Source organism: Gordonia sp. VNK21 (assembly GCF_046098115.1).
GTDB lineage: Bacteria > Actinomycetota > Actinomycetes > Mycobacteriales > Mycobacteriaceae > Gordonia.
The window spans coordinates 214212-230714 of the sequence record NZ_JBJURU010000005.1; the positions used below are offsets into that span (position 1 = coordinate 214212).

Sequence of the window (16503 nt, forward strand, 5' to 3'; positions counted from 1 at the left end):
GGTTCATCACCGTCATCGGGTGTGCGGTGCTCATGCGCAGGATCTGCTGCGGGTCGAAGACCGCGTCGGCCAGGTGCACGGTGGCGCCCGCGGCCAGGGCCGCCCACACGTTCTTCTGCGTCAGGTCGAAGGTCGGCGACGACGCCACCAGCACCCCGTCTCCCGGTTGCAGGCCGAGTTCGTCCCGGTACCACGCCCAGGTGTTGGCCACCCCCGCCATGGGCACCAGCGTCGGCTTGGGCCGGCCGGTGGATCCGGATGTGGTGATCACGTAGGCGAGCCGGTCCCCGGCGCCCTCCGGGAGCGCGATGAGAGGACGCGGTGCGGCCGCGGACGCGTCGTCGACCGGCACCACCGCCACCTCACCGAGCTCCACCGCACCGCTGTGCCCGGCGATCCATTCCGGCTGCGCGACGAGGGCTCTCGCGCCCGCGTCGCCGATCAGCGCTCCGATCCGTCCGAGTGGGAATCCCGGATCGACCGGTGCATAGGCGGCCCCGAGCTTCCAGACGGCGATCAGTCCGACGATCCATTCGACGGATCGGTCGAGCACCAGCACCACCACGTCGTCGACGCCCACGGCGAGGTCGTCGAGGCGGGCCGCGAGGGCATCGGCGCGTCCGATCACCTCCCGATAGCTGTAGGCGAGCCCGTCGGCGCGAACGGCCACGACATCGGGGTGGCGCCGGGCCTGCTCGTCGACGGCGTCGATGATCTCGCCGCTGCGGCCGCTCGGCGCACCGTGCGAGAGCGAGAGGATCGCCGATCGGGTGTCCGCGTCGAGCAGCGCCACATCCCCGGCAGGACGCTCCGGGTGGGAGGTCACCGCCTCCAGGAGCAGCACGAGCCACTCCGCGATCCGGGTGACCGTCGGCCCGTCGTACAGGTCGGTGGCGTAGAGCAGCCAGGACGGCGATCCGTCGGTGGCGATGTTCACGTGCAGGTCGTATTGGGCGGGGAGATCCAGATCGTTGACCGGCTCGACGGTCAGCCCACCGGATTCGTCGGTGTCACCGTCCCGCACGGTCCCCTGGTCGACGGCGAGGACCACCTGGGCCAGAGGCGAGAACGCCTCGCTGCGCACCGGATCGACGGCATCGACCACCGCCTCGAAGGGCACATCGGCATGAACGAACGCCGCCAGGTCCACACCGCGCACCTCGTCGAGGATCGCCTCGAAGCTCCGCCCCTGATCGATTCGTGTGCGCAGCACCAACGTGCCCACGAACATCCCGATCAGCGGATCGAGCTCCCGCTGACCGCGGCCCGCGATCGGCGTGGCGATGCTTACGTCATCGGTGGCTGCGAGCCGGCTCAACAGCACCGCCAGGGCGGCGTGGACCATGATGAACGGCGTTATGCCCCGGCGACGGGACTCGTCGACCACGCGCTCGCCGAGACCGGCGGGCAGATCGAACCGGTGCTGGGCGCCCCGATGGGATGCCACCGCCGGGCGCGGACGATCCGTGGGCAGCGCCAGCACCTCCGGCGCACCGGACAGCTGATCGCGCCAGTAGCCCAGCTGCCCGGCCACCACGGACCCGGCGTCGTCGGGTGCGCCGAGCACCGCGTGCTGCCAGATCGCGAAGTCCGCGAACTGCACCGGCAACGGGACGAATCCGGGCGCTCGGCCGGCGGCCCGCGCCGCATAGGCCGCCATCAGATCCGCGAGGAACGGCCCCATCGACTCACCGTCGGCGGCGATGTGGTGCACCACCACGCACAGCACGTGCTGGTCGGGTGCGGCCGCGAACAGCCGCACCCGCAGCGGCCATTGGCGCGTCACGTCGAAGCCGGCGGCGGCCGCAGCCTCGAGGTCGTTGAGCGACCCCACCACACGCCAATCGAGCCGATCCTGCACGGACTCGGCGCCGTCGATCTGCTGGGCCGGAACACCGTCGACCGACGGGAACCGGGTCCGCAGGATCTCGTGCCGGACGGTGACATCGGCGACGGCCGCGCGCAGCGCCTCCACCTCCACTGCGCCGGTCAGCCGCAGCAGCGCCGGAATGTTGTAGGTCGCGGCGTCCGGATCGAGCCGGTTGATGAACCACATCCGTTGCTGCGCAAAGGAGAGCGGAATCCGCTCGGGCCGCGGATCGACGGCCACCACCGGAGGCAGCGCCGCGGCGGCACCGGCGATCCGGGCGGCGAGGCCACGCGCGGTGGGCTCGTCGAACAGGTCGGTGATGTGCAGATCGACGTCCAGGGTCTCCCCGATCCGCCCGATCGCACGCATCGCCGACAGGGAGTTGCCGCCGAGGTCGAAGAAGCTGTCGGTCACCGAGACCTCGTCCACGCCGAGCACCTCGCCGAAGACCCAGACGGTCGTCTCCTCGGCGGGAGTCGCCGGCGGCACGTAGTCACCGTGGTCGAGCACCGGCGCCGGCAGAGCCGCCTTGTCGAGTTTGCCGACGGGGGTTCGCGGCATCGCGTCGAGGATCGTGAACGAGGCCGGCACCATATGCCGCGGGAGCCGCGCGCCGAGGAAGCCGCGGAGTTCGTCGGCGGAGACCTCGGACGAGCAGACGACGTACCCGGCCAGTGCGGTGGCCACCGAGCCGCCCACCCCGACCACCACCGCCGCGGTGACCTCCGGGTGCTCGCTCAGGACCGCCTCGATCTCGCCGAGCTCGATCCGCAGGCCGCGGAGCTTGACCTGGTCGTCGCTGCGTCCGGTGTAGTCCAGCGCGGGCCGCCCCTGATCGTCCGTGCGGCGCCGCACCAGATCCCCCGTGCGGTACATGCGGTCGCCGGGAATCCCGTACGGGTTGGCGACGAAGCGGGCGGCCGTGAGTCCCGCGCGCCCGAGGTAGCCGCGGGAGAGCGCGTCACCGCACAGATACAGCTCCCCCAGAGTCCCCTCCGGTACCGGCCTGAGTCGATCGTCGAGAATCAGGAAGCCCACCCCGGCGATCGGTCCACCCAGCCGCACGCGTTCGCCGACCGGCATGGGTTCGCCGATCGCCACCCCGATCGTCGCCTCGGTGGGGCCGTACAGGTTCTGGATCCGGCGATGCGGAGCCCACGCATCCTTGAGCGCGCCCGGGACGGCCTCGCCGCCGACGTACACCACCCGCAGGGCCGGCAGCGCCGCCGGATCGAGCGTGGCGAGCACGGTGGGGGTGAGGAATGTATGGGTCACCGCCTGGCGCACCATCAGCTCCTGCAGCGGCGTCCCGCCGACGGCATCGTCGGAGCGGTAGATCAGCACCCCGCCGGAGACGGCGGCGAGGAGGTACTCAAGCACCGAGGCGTCGAAGCTCGGCGAGGCGAAGCCCAGCACGCGTGCGTACTGATCGGCACCGGAGCGCCGGACCTCCTCGGCCGCGAAGTTCGCGAGCCCCGCATGGGTGATGCTCACGCCCTTCGGCCGGCCGGTGGATCCGGAGGTGTAGATCAGGTAGGCGGTGTTGTCGATCCGGGCGGGAGCCGCCAGTTCTGCAGAGTCGATCGGGCCGTCGCTCAGGGTGGCGAGGTTTGCGGTCATGTCGCCGGAGTCGACGGGAACCCAGTCGAAGCCGTGCTGCGGCAGCTCACCGGAACCGCCGACGGTCAGTCCGAGGACCCCACCGGAGTCCTCGACCATCGCGGCCACCCGATCGGCCGGATAGGTCGGGTCGATCGGCACATAGCCGCCGCCGGTCTTGGCGACGGCCCAGATGGCCGTCAGCAGCGCCGCCGAGCGGCCGATCGCCAGCGCCACCAGCGACTCCGGCCCCACTCCCCGGCCGATCAGCCAGCGCGCCAACCGATTCGAGTCGGCGTCGAGCTGCGCGTAGGTGAGGCCGGAACCGTCGGCGTCGATCACCGCCTGCCGCGGACCCCAGGCGGCCGCGGCGCGCCCGAAGACCTCCGAGAGGAGTTCCGGATCGGCCCCGGGACCGCTGGACAGCACGGCGGGCGAGGCACTCACCGCGCGGGCGTGCCGCACGCCGGCCGCCGGGACGGCGGCCGGGGTCTGCGCGGGGGCCGGGAGAGCCGTCTCGGGCAGCGCGACATCGCCGACGGCGCACTCCGGATCGGCCACGGCCTGGTGGAGGAGCGCGGTGAGCTGGTCGGCGAAACCGGCCACGGTGGACTCGTCGAACAGGTCGGTGGCATAGATCAGCCGGCCGGCCCACGACCCGTCCGCTGCCTGCCCGATACTCACCAGCAGATCCACCTTGGCCGGGACCTCCGCGCGGTCGAGCGGGGCCACGGTCAGTCCGGCGACGTTGCCGGTGGGCAGGGTGTCGCCGGCAGCCGGCGCCGGGAGGGAGGACTGGTCGAACGTCAGCCACACCTGACTGAGCGGCGAGAACGCCGGTGAGGTGAGGGCGCCGACGGCGTCGACCACGTTCTCGAAGGGCACGTCGGCGTTGGCGTAGGCATCCAGGTCGGCGGTACGGGCCTCGGCGAGCAGCTCGGCGAAGCTCATGGCCCCGTCGACCCGGGTGCGCAGGATCAGCGTGTTGACGAACATGCCGATCAGCGGATCCAGTTCGGCCTGGCCGCGGCCGGCGATCGGGGTGCCGACGGCGACGTCGTCGTGCGCGCTCAGCCGCGCGATCAGGGCTGCGAGCGCCGCATGCACCACCATGAACGGGGTGGCACCGGTACCGGCGGCGAGCCGGTCGACGCGCGACACCGTCTCCGCGCTCACCGCGAACGGGACCTGCGCGCCGCGATGGGTGGCGGTGGCCGGCCGGGGCCGGTCGGCGGGCAACTCCACCAGGTCGGGCAGTCCGGCGAGCTGATGGCGCCAGTAGTCGAGCTGCCGGCCCACCGGGCTGTCGGGCTGTGCGGGATCACCCAGGACCCGGTGCTGCCAGATCGCATAGTCGGCGAACTGCACCTGCAGCGGGCCGGACAGCGGCTCGCCGCGGCCGGTCACCGCCAGGTAGGCGGTCATCAGATCGCCGACGAACGGTGCCATCGATTCGCCGTCGAAGGCGATGTGGTGGAAGACCATCGCCAGAACGTGTTCGTCCGGATCCGAGGCGAGGATCCGCACCCGCAGCGGCAGCGCCCTGGTCACGTCGAAGCCCTCGTCCAGAGCGTCCTGGATCTCGGTGAGCGACTCGGCTTCATCCCAGTCGAGCCGGGCGCCGATCACCGACGGCCGCAGGATCTTCTGGTGCGGGATGCCGTCGGCCGCCGGGTAGACGGTCCGCAGCACCTCGTGGCGGCCGATCACCTCGATCAGGGCGGCGTGCAGCGCGTCCACGTCCAGCTCGCCGGTCAGCCGCAGCGCCAGCGGGATGTTGTCGGCGGGCGAGGTGGTGTCGAGCTGATTGACCAGCCACATCCGTTGTTGCGCAAAGGACAGCGGAATGCGCTCCGGGCGGGGTTCGACGGCGGTGACCGGTTCGCGGCCCGGCTGGGCCGCCCCGGCACCGGCGATCAGCGCTCGGACGCTGGGGGCTTCGAAGAGGTCGCGCACCGTCAGGTCGCGGCCGACGATGTCGCCGACCCGCGCGACGAGCCGCATCGCCGAGAGCGAGTTGCCGCCGAGTGCGAAGAAGTCGTCGAGCACCGAGACCTGCTCCACCTCGAGGGTCTCGGCGAATACCCCGGCCACTGCGATCTCGGTCTCACCTTGTGGCGCAACGTGATCGGCGGTGCCGGCGGCGGGTTGGGGCAGCGCCCGCTTATCGACCTTCCCGACGGGTGTGAGCGGCAGACGGTCGAGGACGGCGATACTCGACGGCACCATGTACGACGGCAGCCGTCCGGCGGCGAAGGTCCGCAGTTCCGCCACGTCGAGGCCGGCGGGGGCCACGACGTAGCCGGCCAGCGCCGAGGCCACCGCACCGCCGATGCCGACCACCACGGCGGAGGTGACACCGGGGAACTGCACGAGCACCGATTCGATCTCGCCCGGCTCGATCCGCAGGCCGCGCAGCTTCACCTGGTCGTCGCTGCGGCCGCGGTAGTCGAGAACCAGGTCGCCGGCGGCGTCGCGCTGCCAGCGGACCACGTCGCCGGTCCGGTACATCCGCTCGCCGGGCGCACCGTGCGGGTCGGCGACGAAGCGCTGCGCCGCCAGTCCGGGACGGCCCAGGTAGCCGCGGGCCAGGCCGGCGCCGGTCACGTACAGCTCGCCGGGCACCCCCACCGGCACCGGGTGCAGGCGGTCGTCGAGCACCAGGAGGCCGGTGCCCGGGATCGGACCGCCGAGCCGGACCGGCTCACCGGCGTGCAGCGGGCGGCTCACCGTCACGGCGACGGTGGTCTCGCTGGGCCCGTACATGTTGGTGATCGGGGTGATCGGCGCCCAGGCGTCGATGAGCGTCTGCGGCACCGCTTCACCACCCGACCCGAGACCGGCCAGGTCCGGGAGCGCCGCCGGATCCAGGGTGCCGAGGACCCCGGGGGTCAGGAAGACGTGCGTGATGCCGCGGCGGGAGATGTACTGCGCCAGTTCGGGACCGCCGAGTGCATCGGCCGGGCGATACGCCAGCGTTCCGGCGCCGGTGGTGGCCAGCAGCAGTTCCAGGATCGCCGCGTCGAAGCTCGGTGAGGCGAATCCGAGGACCACCGGCCCCTCGCCGGCGCGCATGCCCACCGATTCGGCGGCGGCGAAGTCGGCCAGTCCGCGGTGGGTGAGCGCCACGCCCTTGGGGCGGCCGGTGGATCCCGACGTGTAGATCACGTAGGCGAGGTGGTCCGGGTGCACCACCGGCAGGTCCGCGACGGGTGCGGTGGCACTGATGTCGGCGGCCGTCCCGGGTTCGTCGAGCACCGTCCAGTACAGTCCGGACGTCGGCAGACCGGTGGCCGCGGAGGCCACGGTCAGTCCGTGCCGGACACCGGAGTCGGTCACCATCCGGGCGATCCGGTCGGCGGGATAGTCCGGGTCGACGGGCAGGAAGGCGCCGCCGGCTTTCGCCACGGCCCAGATGGCGGTGAGGAGCTCCACCGACCGCGGCAGGGCCAACGCCACCAGGACGTCCGGGCCCACTCCGCGGGCGATCAGCCAGGCCGCGAGCCGGTCGGACGCGGCGTCGAGCTCGGCGTAGCCCGCCGAGTCTCCGTCGCCGGCGACCACCGCGGTCCGGCCGGCCCCGCGCACCGCCGCCGCGGCGAACAGGTCACGCAGCACCACCGGATCGCGGCCGGGACCGCCGGACACCGGCAGCAGGTCCCCGGAGCGGTCCGCGGGCACCAGGGGCAGATCGCCGACCAGGACGTGCGGATCGTCACCGATCGCGGTGAGGACGCATACCAGGGCGTCGGCGAAGACCCGGATCTGCTCGTCGCCGAAGGCATCGGGCAGGTATTTGACTGTGAGAGAGAGCCCGTCGGGGGTGGGCGAGGTCGCGAGGTTCAGCGGGTAGTGCGTCGCGTCGAGGGCCTCGAGACTGGTGACGTGCAGCCCGCCGGCGGAGTGCACCGCGGCGTTCGTATCCGCGTCGGCGAGGCTGTCGGCGTCGACGGGATACGACTCGAAGACGGTCAGCGTGTCGAAGAGGGTCGGCCGGCCGGTGAGCGCGATCAGTTCCGGCAGACCCACATGCTGATGGTCGAGCACGCTCACCTTGTCGGCCTGGAGCCCGCCGAGGATCTGTGCGGCGGTCGCATCCGGATCCACGTCCACCACCACCGGGAGGGTGTTGATGAACAGTCCGACGGCCGAGGAGACCCCCGCCAGATCGGCCGGCCGGCCGGAGACGGTCTCACCGAAGCTCACCACCCGGGATCCGGTCAGCCGCGAGAGCAGCACCGCCCAGGCGAACTGCACGGCGGTGGCCGTGGTGACACCGAGTTCCTTGGTGATCCGTTCGAGGCCAGAGGCCGCCGCGGAGGTCAGCGTCACCCGCAGGTCCCGCGGCATCGCCGCGGCCGTCGCCTCCGCGGCCGGAGCCACCAGAGTCGGCTCGTCGAGCGGAGCGAGCACTGCACGCCAGGCGGCCAGCGCTTCGGCGTGATCGGTCCCGGCGATCCGGCGCACGTAGTCGCCGAAGTCCGCTCCGCCTGCGGTGTACGGTTCGCCGGTCGCGTACAGCGCGAGCAGGTCCGCCAGCACGAGCGGACCGGACCAGCCGTCGAAGAGGATGTGATGGTTGGTGACGATCAGGGCCGCCCCGTCGCGGTGCCGCGCCATCACCAGTCGCAGCAGTGGAGGCGCCGACAGGTCGAACGGGGCCAGCCGTTCGGCTCGCGCCAGGTCGGTGACGGCCGCTGCCGGGTCGGCGGCGGCGGTCAGGTCCACCTCCCGCCACGGGACGGAGACGGACTCGGGTACCACCGCGACCAGTGAGCCGCCGTCGGCGCGGACGAATCCGCTGCGCAGGGAACGGTGATGGCCCAGCAGCCGGTCGGCGGCGCTGCGCAGCCGCGCGGCGTCGGTGTCACCGCCGAGTCCCAGCGTCGCCTGGGTCACGTAGACGTCCACGGCGGCGTCACCGGCCAGCTCCGCTTGGAAGTACAGCCCCTCCTGCAACGGGGTGACCGGCCAGATCTGGGCCTCGCCGAAGTCGGCGGCAAGCCGGTCCAGGTCGGTCTGCGTCAGGCCGGCGCCCGGAACGTCGGACGGCGACAGGCCCGGTGCCCGGCGCTCGACGGCGGCGACGAGTTCGGCGAGTTCGGCGCTCCAGCGGCGCGCGAGATCGGCGACGGCGGCCTCGTCGAGGACCCCGGTGACGAAGCTGAAGTCGGCGTGCAGTTCCGGACCCTCGGGTCCGGTGCTCGCGGTCGCGTTGATCATCAGCGGCGCCATCGCGGTGAGCCGTCCGGTCACGGTCGGCGGCAGGTGCACCTGATGCGGGGCCGTGGTGAACGGCAGCGCCGTCGACCCCGTGGTCCCGTCCGGTTCGGCACCGCCGCCCCGTCCACCGAGATAGTTGAAGGCGATCGACGGCAGCGGCCGGTCGCCGAGTTCGCTGCCGGGTTGCCGGCGCAGCAGCCCGAAGCCGACGCCGCGGGCTGGTCGGCTGAGACGTTCTTCCTTCGCCGCCTTGACGGTGTGCACCACGTCGCCGGCCGGATCCACCTGCAGTGGCGCGATGGTGGTGAACCAGCCGACGGTCCGGGACAGATCGGCGCGCCGGGGATGCGGTTCCGCCTCGATCAGTTCCTCGTACCGGCCGTGTCCCTCGGCGAGGACGGTCACGGGCGTCTCGTCCGGGATGCCGCGGTCTCGCTGCCACGACCGGACCGCCCGGGCGAGGGTTCCCAGCAGCACGTCGTTGACGCTGCCGCCGAAGGCATCCGGGATCCGGGTGAGCACCGGCCGGGTCACCGCCGTCCCGACGGTGTGCAGCACGCTCGCCAGGGTGCCGAAGCGGTCGCGCGCCGGATCCAGGGGGGCGCCGAGATCGGTGGGCTCGGCTGCCGAACGGGCGAGCCAGTAGTGCAGTTCGTCGGTGTGGTCGACGGCGCGGTCGGCCAGCGCGGCATGCCAGGCGCCGGCCGAGGTGATCTCGGGTCGCACGCTGACCGGGTGGCCGGCGGCGCGCTGCCCCCACACCGTGACCAGATCCTCGATGAGGATCGGCCAGGACACGGCGTCGACGGCGAGATGGTGGATCACGAGGACCAGGCGGGCACCGTCGGCTCCCCGCACCAGGCGGGCCTGCACCTGCCGGCCCCGCCCCGGATCGAGGCGGCCGGCCGCCACCTCGAACGCGGCCAGCAGGGCGTCGTCGAAGGCCGCCGATCCGACGGTTGCGGCGGCGTCGGTCTCGGTGACGGCGTACGCCGCGTCGAACGGCTCACCCACCGTCAGGCGTGCCTGCTCCCCTGCGCCGGTCAGCCGCACCGAGAGCATCGGGTGTGCCGCCGCGACGGTGGCCAGCACCTCGGACACCTGCTGGCCGGTGATCTCGGCCGGAACCTGCAGCACCGTCGCCTGGTTGAAGTCCGCGTAGTCGGCCGGATCGTCGGCGGCGCCGACCATCCAGGCCATCAGCGGTGAGAGCGGGATCCGGCCGTCGGCCGGCTCGTCGAGCAGGTCTGCGCCGGCCGGGACGGCGGTGAGCGCGGCCATGCCCCGGATCGTGGGGTGCTCGAAGATCTGGCGCGGCGAGAGTTCCAGGCCGGCGGCACGGGCGCCGGACGCCAGCTGGATGGACATGATCGAATCGCCGCCGAGCGCGAAGAACGACTCGGTGACGCTGACGCGCTCCAGGCCGAGCAGGCCTGCGACGATCGCGGCGAGATGCTCCTCGGCGGCCGTCTCCGGTGCCACGTAGCTCGAATCGACCGAGAGGAACTCGGGTTCGGGCAGGGCCCGCCGGTCGATTTTGCCCGCGGTGTTGAGGGCCAGACGATCGAGCACCGTCCACACCGTGGGCACCATGTAACCGGGCAGTTCGGCTTCGGCATGGGCACGCACGGCCTCGACGTCCACGTCCGCGGGTGTCAGATAGGCCGCCAGGTGTGCGGCTCCGCCGGGCGCCTGAGCGACGGCGGCGGCCGCGAGTGCGACGCCCGGTGCGCCGTCGAGCACGGTCTCGACCTCGCCGAGTTCGATGCGCTGACCGCGCAGTTTCACCTGGAAGTCGGTGCGCCCCAAGTATTCCAGCCGGCCGTCGGACGTCCAGTGCACGACGTCGCCGGTGCGGTAGAGGCGGGCTCCGGGCGGGCCGAAGGGGTCGGCGACGAAGCGATCGGCGGTCAGATCGCTGCGGCCGCAATAGCCGGTGGCCACCAGGTCTCCGCCGAGATAGAGCTCGCCCGCCACCCCGGTGGGCACCAGTTGCAGACGCGCGTCGAGGACATAGCCGGTCGAGCAGTGCAGTGGTGTGCCGATCGCCACCGGAACCCCGGCGTGGAGGGGACCGCAGATCGAGTAGATGGTCACTTCGGTGGGGCCGTAGTGGTTGCTCAGCATCAGCTGCGGCCACCGGCTGGTCACGCGGTCGGCGATCGGCTGCGGGACGGCCTCGCCGCCGGTGGTGATCGCCCGGACCGAGGAGATCCACGCCGGGTCGCGGTCGCCGTGCGCGTCGAGCATCACCGACAGCATCGACGGCACCATCACCATGCAGGTGACCTGTTCGCGCTCGATCAGCGCACCGAGCAGCACCGGGTCCGTGCGTCCGGCCTCCCCCGGAATCACCAGGCTCCCGCCGCCGGTGATCCACCGGAAGATCTCCAGGATCGACGGGTCGAAGGTGTAGCTGAGCACCTGCAGGTGCACCTCGGACGGCCCGAACCCGTAGTACTCCCGGTCGTAGGCGAGCAACTCGATCACGGCGCGGTGCGCCACGCTCACCCCCTTGGGCCGGCCGGTGGATCCGGAGGTGAAGAGTGTGTAGGCGGTGTTCTCGGGCCGGACCGGGCCGCGCCGCTCGGCGTCGGTCACCGGCGCGACCTCCGTCGCCGGCTCGTCAGCGGCGTCCACGGTGAGCACCTGCACGCCGAGACCGGCTGCGGCGGCGACGGCGGGGGCGTCGAGCAGGTCCGCGGTGGTCAGCAGGTGGCCTGCACCGGAGAGGGACACCATGTACTCGACCCGGTCGGCGGGGGTGTCGATCGCGATGGGCGTGTAGGCGCCGCCGGCTGCGACGACCGCGTGCACGGCCAGGATCTGCTCGATCGACTGCGGGATGTAGACGGCGACCGATCGCTGCGGGCCCACTCCGGCGGCGATCAGTTCACGGGCCAGGGTGTTGACGCGTGCGGACAGTCCGCGGTGCGAGAGGGTGAGCTCCCCGTGGGTCACGGCGGTCTGGTCACCGAAGCGTTCACCGGCCCGGGCCACCAGGTCGGCCAGCGTGCTCTCGGCGAGAGGGGCGGGAGAGGCGTGGGCCGGGCCGTTCCGTCCGGGATCCCCCCACCCGAGCAGCCGGCGGCGTTCCTCGTCGGTGAGGATCGCGGCCTCCCCCACCGGTCGCTCCGGCTCGGCGCACAGTGCGCCGAGGAGCCGCACGAATCGTTCCCCGATCGCCTGCGCCGTCTCCGGCTCGAAGAGATCGGTGGCGAAGGTCAGCGATCCGGTCCAGGGTTCGTCCTCGTCGCCGGCGTCGACGGTCAGCAACAGGTCGACGTTGGCTCGCGGGCGCGCCACATCCACCGGCGCCAGGCGGACCTGGTCGTCGTGGTACGCGGGCACCTCGCCGTCGGCCCCCGCGGACTGGTGGACGTTGAGCCACACCTGGGTCAGCGGAGCGAAGGCCTCACTGCGCACCGGGTCGACCGCGTCCACCACGGCTTCGAACGGGGCGTCGGCGTGCGCGAAGGCTTCCAGGTCGGTGCGCTGGACCCGGTCGAGCAGATCGACGAAGCTCTGCGCCGGGTCGATCTCTGTGCGCAGGACCAGCGTGCCCACGAACATGCCGATCAGATCGTCGAGAACCTGCCGGCCGCGGCCGGCGGTGGGCGTGCCGACGGCGATGTCGGAGGTCCCGCTCAGCCGGGACAGCAGCACGGCGAGGGCGGCGTGCACCACCATGAACCGGGTGGCACCGGTCGATCCGGCGACCTCGGCGAGGCGGGCGACGACCTCGGCCGGCACGGTCATCGGCACCGTATCGCCGCGCTGCGAGGCACGGTGCGGCCGCGGCCGGTCGGCGGGCAGTTCCAGTACGTCGGGCAGATCGGCGAGCTGATCACGCCAGTAGCCGAGCTGGCGCCCGATGATCGTGTCCGGGTCCTTCGGTGAGCCGAGGGTCCGGTGCTGCCAGAGGGCGACGTCGGCGAACTGCACGGGCAGCGGAGGCAGTTCCGGGTCGCGGCCGTGTGCGCGGGCGCTGTAGGCGGTCACCAGGTCGGTGACCAGCGGCCGCAGAGACTCTCCGTCGGCGGCGATGTGATGGAGCACCACCGCAAGCAGATACTCGCCGGGGCCGGTCTGGACGAGCCGCACCCGCAGCGGCCACTGCGCGGTCACGTCGAAGCCGGCGGCCACACCCGCCTCGAAGTCGGCGCGCGAGTCCACCACGCGCCAGTCGAGGTGGTCGCCGATGCTCGGGCCCTGCCACACCTGCTGGTGCGGCACACCGGCGACCTCCGGGTAGCTGGTGCGCAGGATCTCGTGCCGGGTCACCACATCGGTGACGGCCCGGCGCAGTGCCGCCACGTCGAGATCACCGGTCACGGTCATGACCAGCGGGACGTTGTACGCCGACGACTCCGGATCGAAGCGGTTCAGGAACCACATGCGCTGCTGCGCGAAGGAGAGCGGGATGTGCACGGGTCGTGGATCCACGGCGGTGATCGGCGCCCGCGCACGTTCGGCCGAGGCGGCCGCGACGATCAGCCGGCGAACGGTGGGGGCCTTGAAGAGGTCCTGAACCCCCAGCTCAACGCCGAGGGCTTCGCCGACCCGGCCCACGACCCGCATCGCCGACAGCGAGTTGCCGCCGGCGTCGAAGAACGACTCGGTGACGCCGACCCGGCGGGATCCGAGCACCTCGCTGAAGACGGCGGCGACGGCCCGTTCGTCGTCGGTCTCCGGCGCCACGTACTCGTCGACGAGGCGGTCCCAGTCGGGTTCGGGCAGTGCGTTGCGGTCGAGTTTGCCCGCGGGGTTGAGCGGAAGTTCGTCGCGGACCACCCAGAGCGAGGGCCGCATGTGGGCCGGCATCCGTTCGGCCACTTCGGCGGTGATCGCGTCCAGGTTCACCGTGGACGGCGAGGCGAATCCCACCAGGGTGTCGGCGCCCTCCGGGGAGGCGAGGACCGCGGCGGCCGCGTGCCGGACGCCCGGCACGGCGGCCACCGCGGCCTCGATCTCGCCGAGTTCGACGCGCTGCCCGCGCAGTTTCACCTGCAGGTCGGCGCGGCCCAGATATTCGAGGTCCCCGCTGCTGGTCTGCCGCACCAGGTCGCCGGTGCGGTAGAGGCGTTCTCCGGTGCCGGCGGGGTCGGCGACGAAGGCCGTCGCGGTGAGGTCCGGGCGGTGCAGGTAGCCGCGGGCGAGACCGGCGGCCGCCAGGTAGAGCTCGCCGACGACGCCGGTGGGCACCTGATGCAGGCGGGCGTCGAGCACCCGCGCGGTGAAGCCTTTGAGGGGGCGGCCCACGGTGATCGGTTTGCCGGCCATCATCCGCCCTCGGGTGGCCCACACGGTGGTCTCGGACGGACCGTAGAAGTTCCACAGGCGGCGCCCGCGGGCGGTCCACCGCTGCACCAGTTCGGGGGTGCACGCCTCGCCGGCCGTCGCCAGGTTCCGGACCTCCTCGGCGCCGTCGGGATCGAGGGTGGCGAGCACCGACGGGGTGATCACCATGTCGGTCACCTCGTCGCGGGCCAGCACGGTGTCCAGGGCGGGGCCGGCGTAGTCCGCTTGCGGTGCGATCACCAGGGTGTGCCCGGCGGTGATCGCCCAGGCCATCTCGAAGAAGGAGGCGTCGAAGCTGAGCGAGGCCACGTGCAGGATGCGGGTGTCCGGGTCGTCCTCGAGCGAGCCGGTGACCTTGGTGTAGGCGGCGGTCAGGTCTCCCAGGCCGGTGTGGGAGACGGCGACGCCTTTGGGGCGGCCGGTGGATCCCGAGGTGTAGATCAGGTAGGCCAGGTTCGTCTGGCGGACGGTGCCGGTGCGCTCGGTGTCGAGGATCGGGCCGTCGTGCTGTGCTTCGGCTTCGAGCGCGTCGAGGTCGGTCCAGTCGACGCCGGAGCCGAGGCGCCCGGCGGTTTCCGGCTCCGAGATACCGAACTCCACCCCCGAGTCGGCCAGCATGTAGGCGATGCGGTCCGGCGGGTAGGCCGGGTCCACGGCCAGGTAGGCGGCACCGGACTTGATCACGCCCCAGATGGCGACGACCGATTCGATGGATCGCTCCAGGCCCACGGCCACCACGTCGTCGGGCCGCACACCGCGGGCCAGCAGGGCGCGCGCGATGCGGTCGGTGCGGGCCTCGAAGGCGGCGTAGTCGAGCTGTTCGCCGGCGCAGATCAGCGCCGGGTGGTGTGGATCGAGCTCGCGCCGGTTCAGCAGGTCGATGAGTGTCCCGGCTTCGGCGGTGCCGCCCGCCGCGTCGCGGTCCGCCGTTCGGGCCGCCGAGGCGGCCGGCGCCGCCGCGCGCGCGCCGGTCGTCGGATCGGTCACCTGGATGTCGCCGACCGCGATCTGCTGGTCGCTGATCATCCCCTCGAGTACGCGCCGGTAGATTCCCGCGAATCCTGCCACGGTGGAATCGTCGAAAAGCGCTGTGGGATAGATGAACTCGACGGTCATCGGCTGGTCCGGGCTGCCGGGACCGGTCACCGTGACGGTCAGGTCGAACTTGGCGGCGGTCTCGCCGGCGGCCAGCGGCTCGGCCGTGAGCCCGGCGACGGGGGCCGGCGTCCGGTCGCCGGCGGTGTCTTCCCGGCTCGCCTCGGTGTAGGTGAAGGCGATCTGGGCGAGCGGCGAATGTGCGGTGGTGTGCGGCGGCGCGAGGATCTCCACCAGGTCGTCGAATTGCACGTGGTCGTTCTCGAAGGCTTCGAGCACGGTCCGCCGGATCTGTGTCAGGAAGTCGCCGACAGCGGCGTCCGGTGCCACATCGCAGCGCAGCACCAGCGTGTTGACGAACATGCCGACCAGGTCGTCGATGCCCGCGGCGGTGCGGCCGGCGATCGGGCTGGCGATCACCACGTCGCGGGTCGCCGCGAGCCGTGCGACGGTCAGCGCCAGCGCAGCGTAGGTCACCATGAACGGGGTGAGCCGATGGTCGCGGCCGAGCTCGTCGATCGCGGCGGAGTGCCGGGCGTCGAGGGTCAGCAGGTGGCGCGCGCCGGTGGAGTCGAAGACCTCCGGCCGGGGGCGATCGACCGGCAGCTCGGTCAGCACCGGCAGCGCCTGCAGGCGCTCGCGCCAGTAGCCGCGCTGGCGGCCGATCCGGCTGTCGGGATCGGCGGTGTCGCCGAAGACCTCGCGTTCCCAGAGCGCGTAGTCGGCGTACTGCGCGCGGAGCGGCTCCTGGGCGGGGACGGTGGCGTCGAGGCGGTGTGCGTAGGCGGCGAGTACGTCGCGGAGCAGGATCGGCGACGATTCGCCGTCGAAGGCGATGTGGTGCACCACGATCAGCAGGTCCACGGTGCCGTCGGCGTTGGTGTGGAAGCGGCCGCGGATCGGCAGTTCGGTGGTGAGGTCGAAGCCGGCGGCGGCGACGTGTGCGATCTCGTCGGCGGTGGCGGCCTCGGTCCAGTCCAGCGCGTCGAGGGCATCGGCCGGCGCCAGGATCTGCTGGACCGGGGATTCGCCGACGGCCGGGTAGACGGTGCGCAGCACCTCGTGCCGGGTGATCGCCGCGGCGAGAGCGGCGGTGAGAGCGGCCATGTTCACCTCGCCGGACAGGCGCAGCAGTGCCGGGATGTTGTAGGTGGCCGAGTCCTTGTCGATCCGGTTGATCAGCCACATCCGGGTCTGGGCGTAGGAGAGCGGGATCCGCGCCGGCCGCGGCAGCACTGCGGTGACCGGCGGCAGCGCGTGCTCCCGGCCGGCTGCCAGGGCGGCGAGGGCGCGCACCGACGGCGCCTCGAACAGATCCCGGATGCTCAGCTGGGCGTCCAGCGCCGCACCGGCGCGGGCGATCACCCGCATCGCCGACAACGAGTTCCCGCCCAAATCGAAGAACGATGCCTCCG

General features: G+C 72.3%; 1 protein-coding gene (cut by a window edge). It reads right to left on the reverse strand.

The features are described from left to right. The coding region annotated (locus ACJMNC_RS07880) for a non-ribosomal peptide synthase/polyketide synthase (protein WP_408947389.1) crosses the window boundary (this coding region is incomplete at its 3' end): on the reverse strand, positions 1-16503 show 16503 of its 27664 nt. Its footprint extends 11161 nt past the window's final position.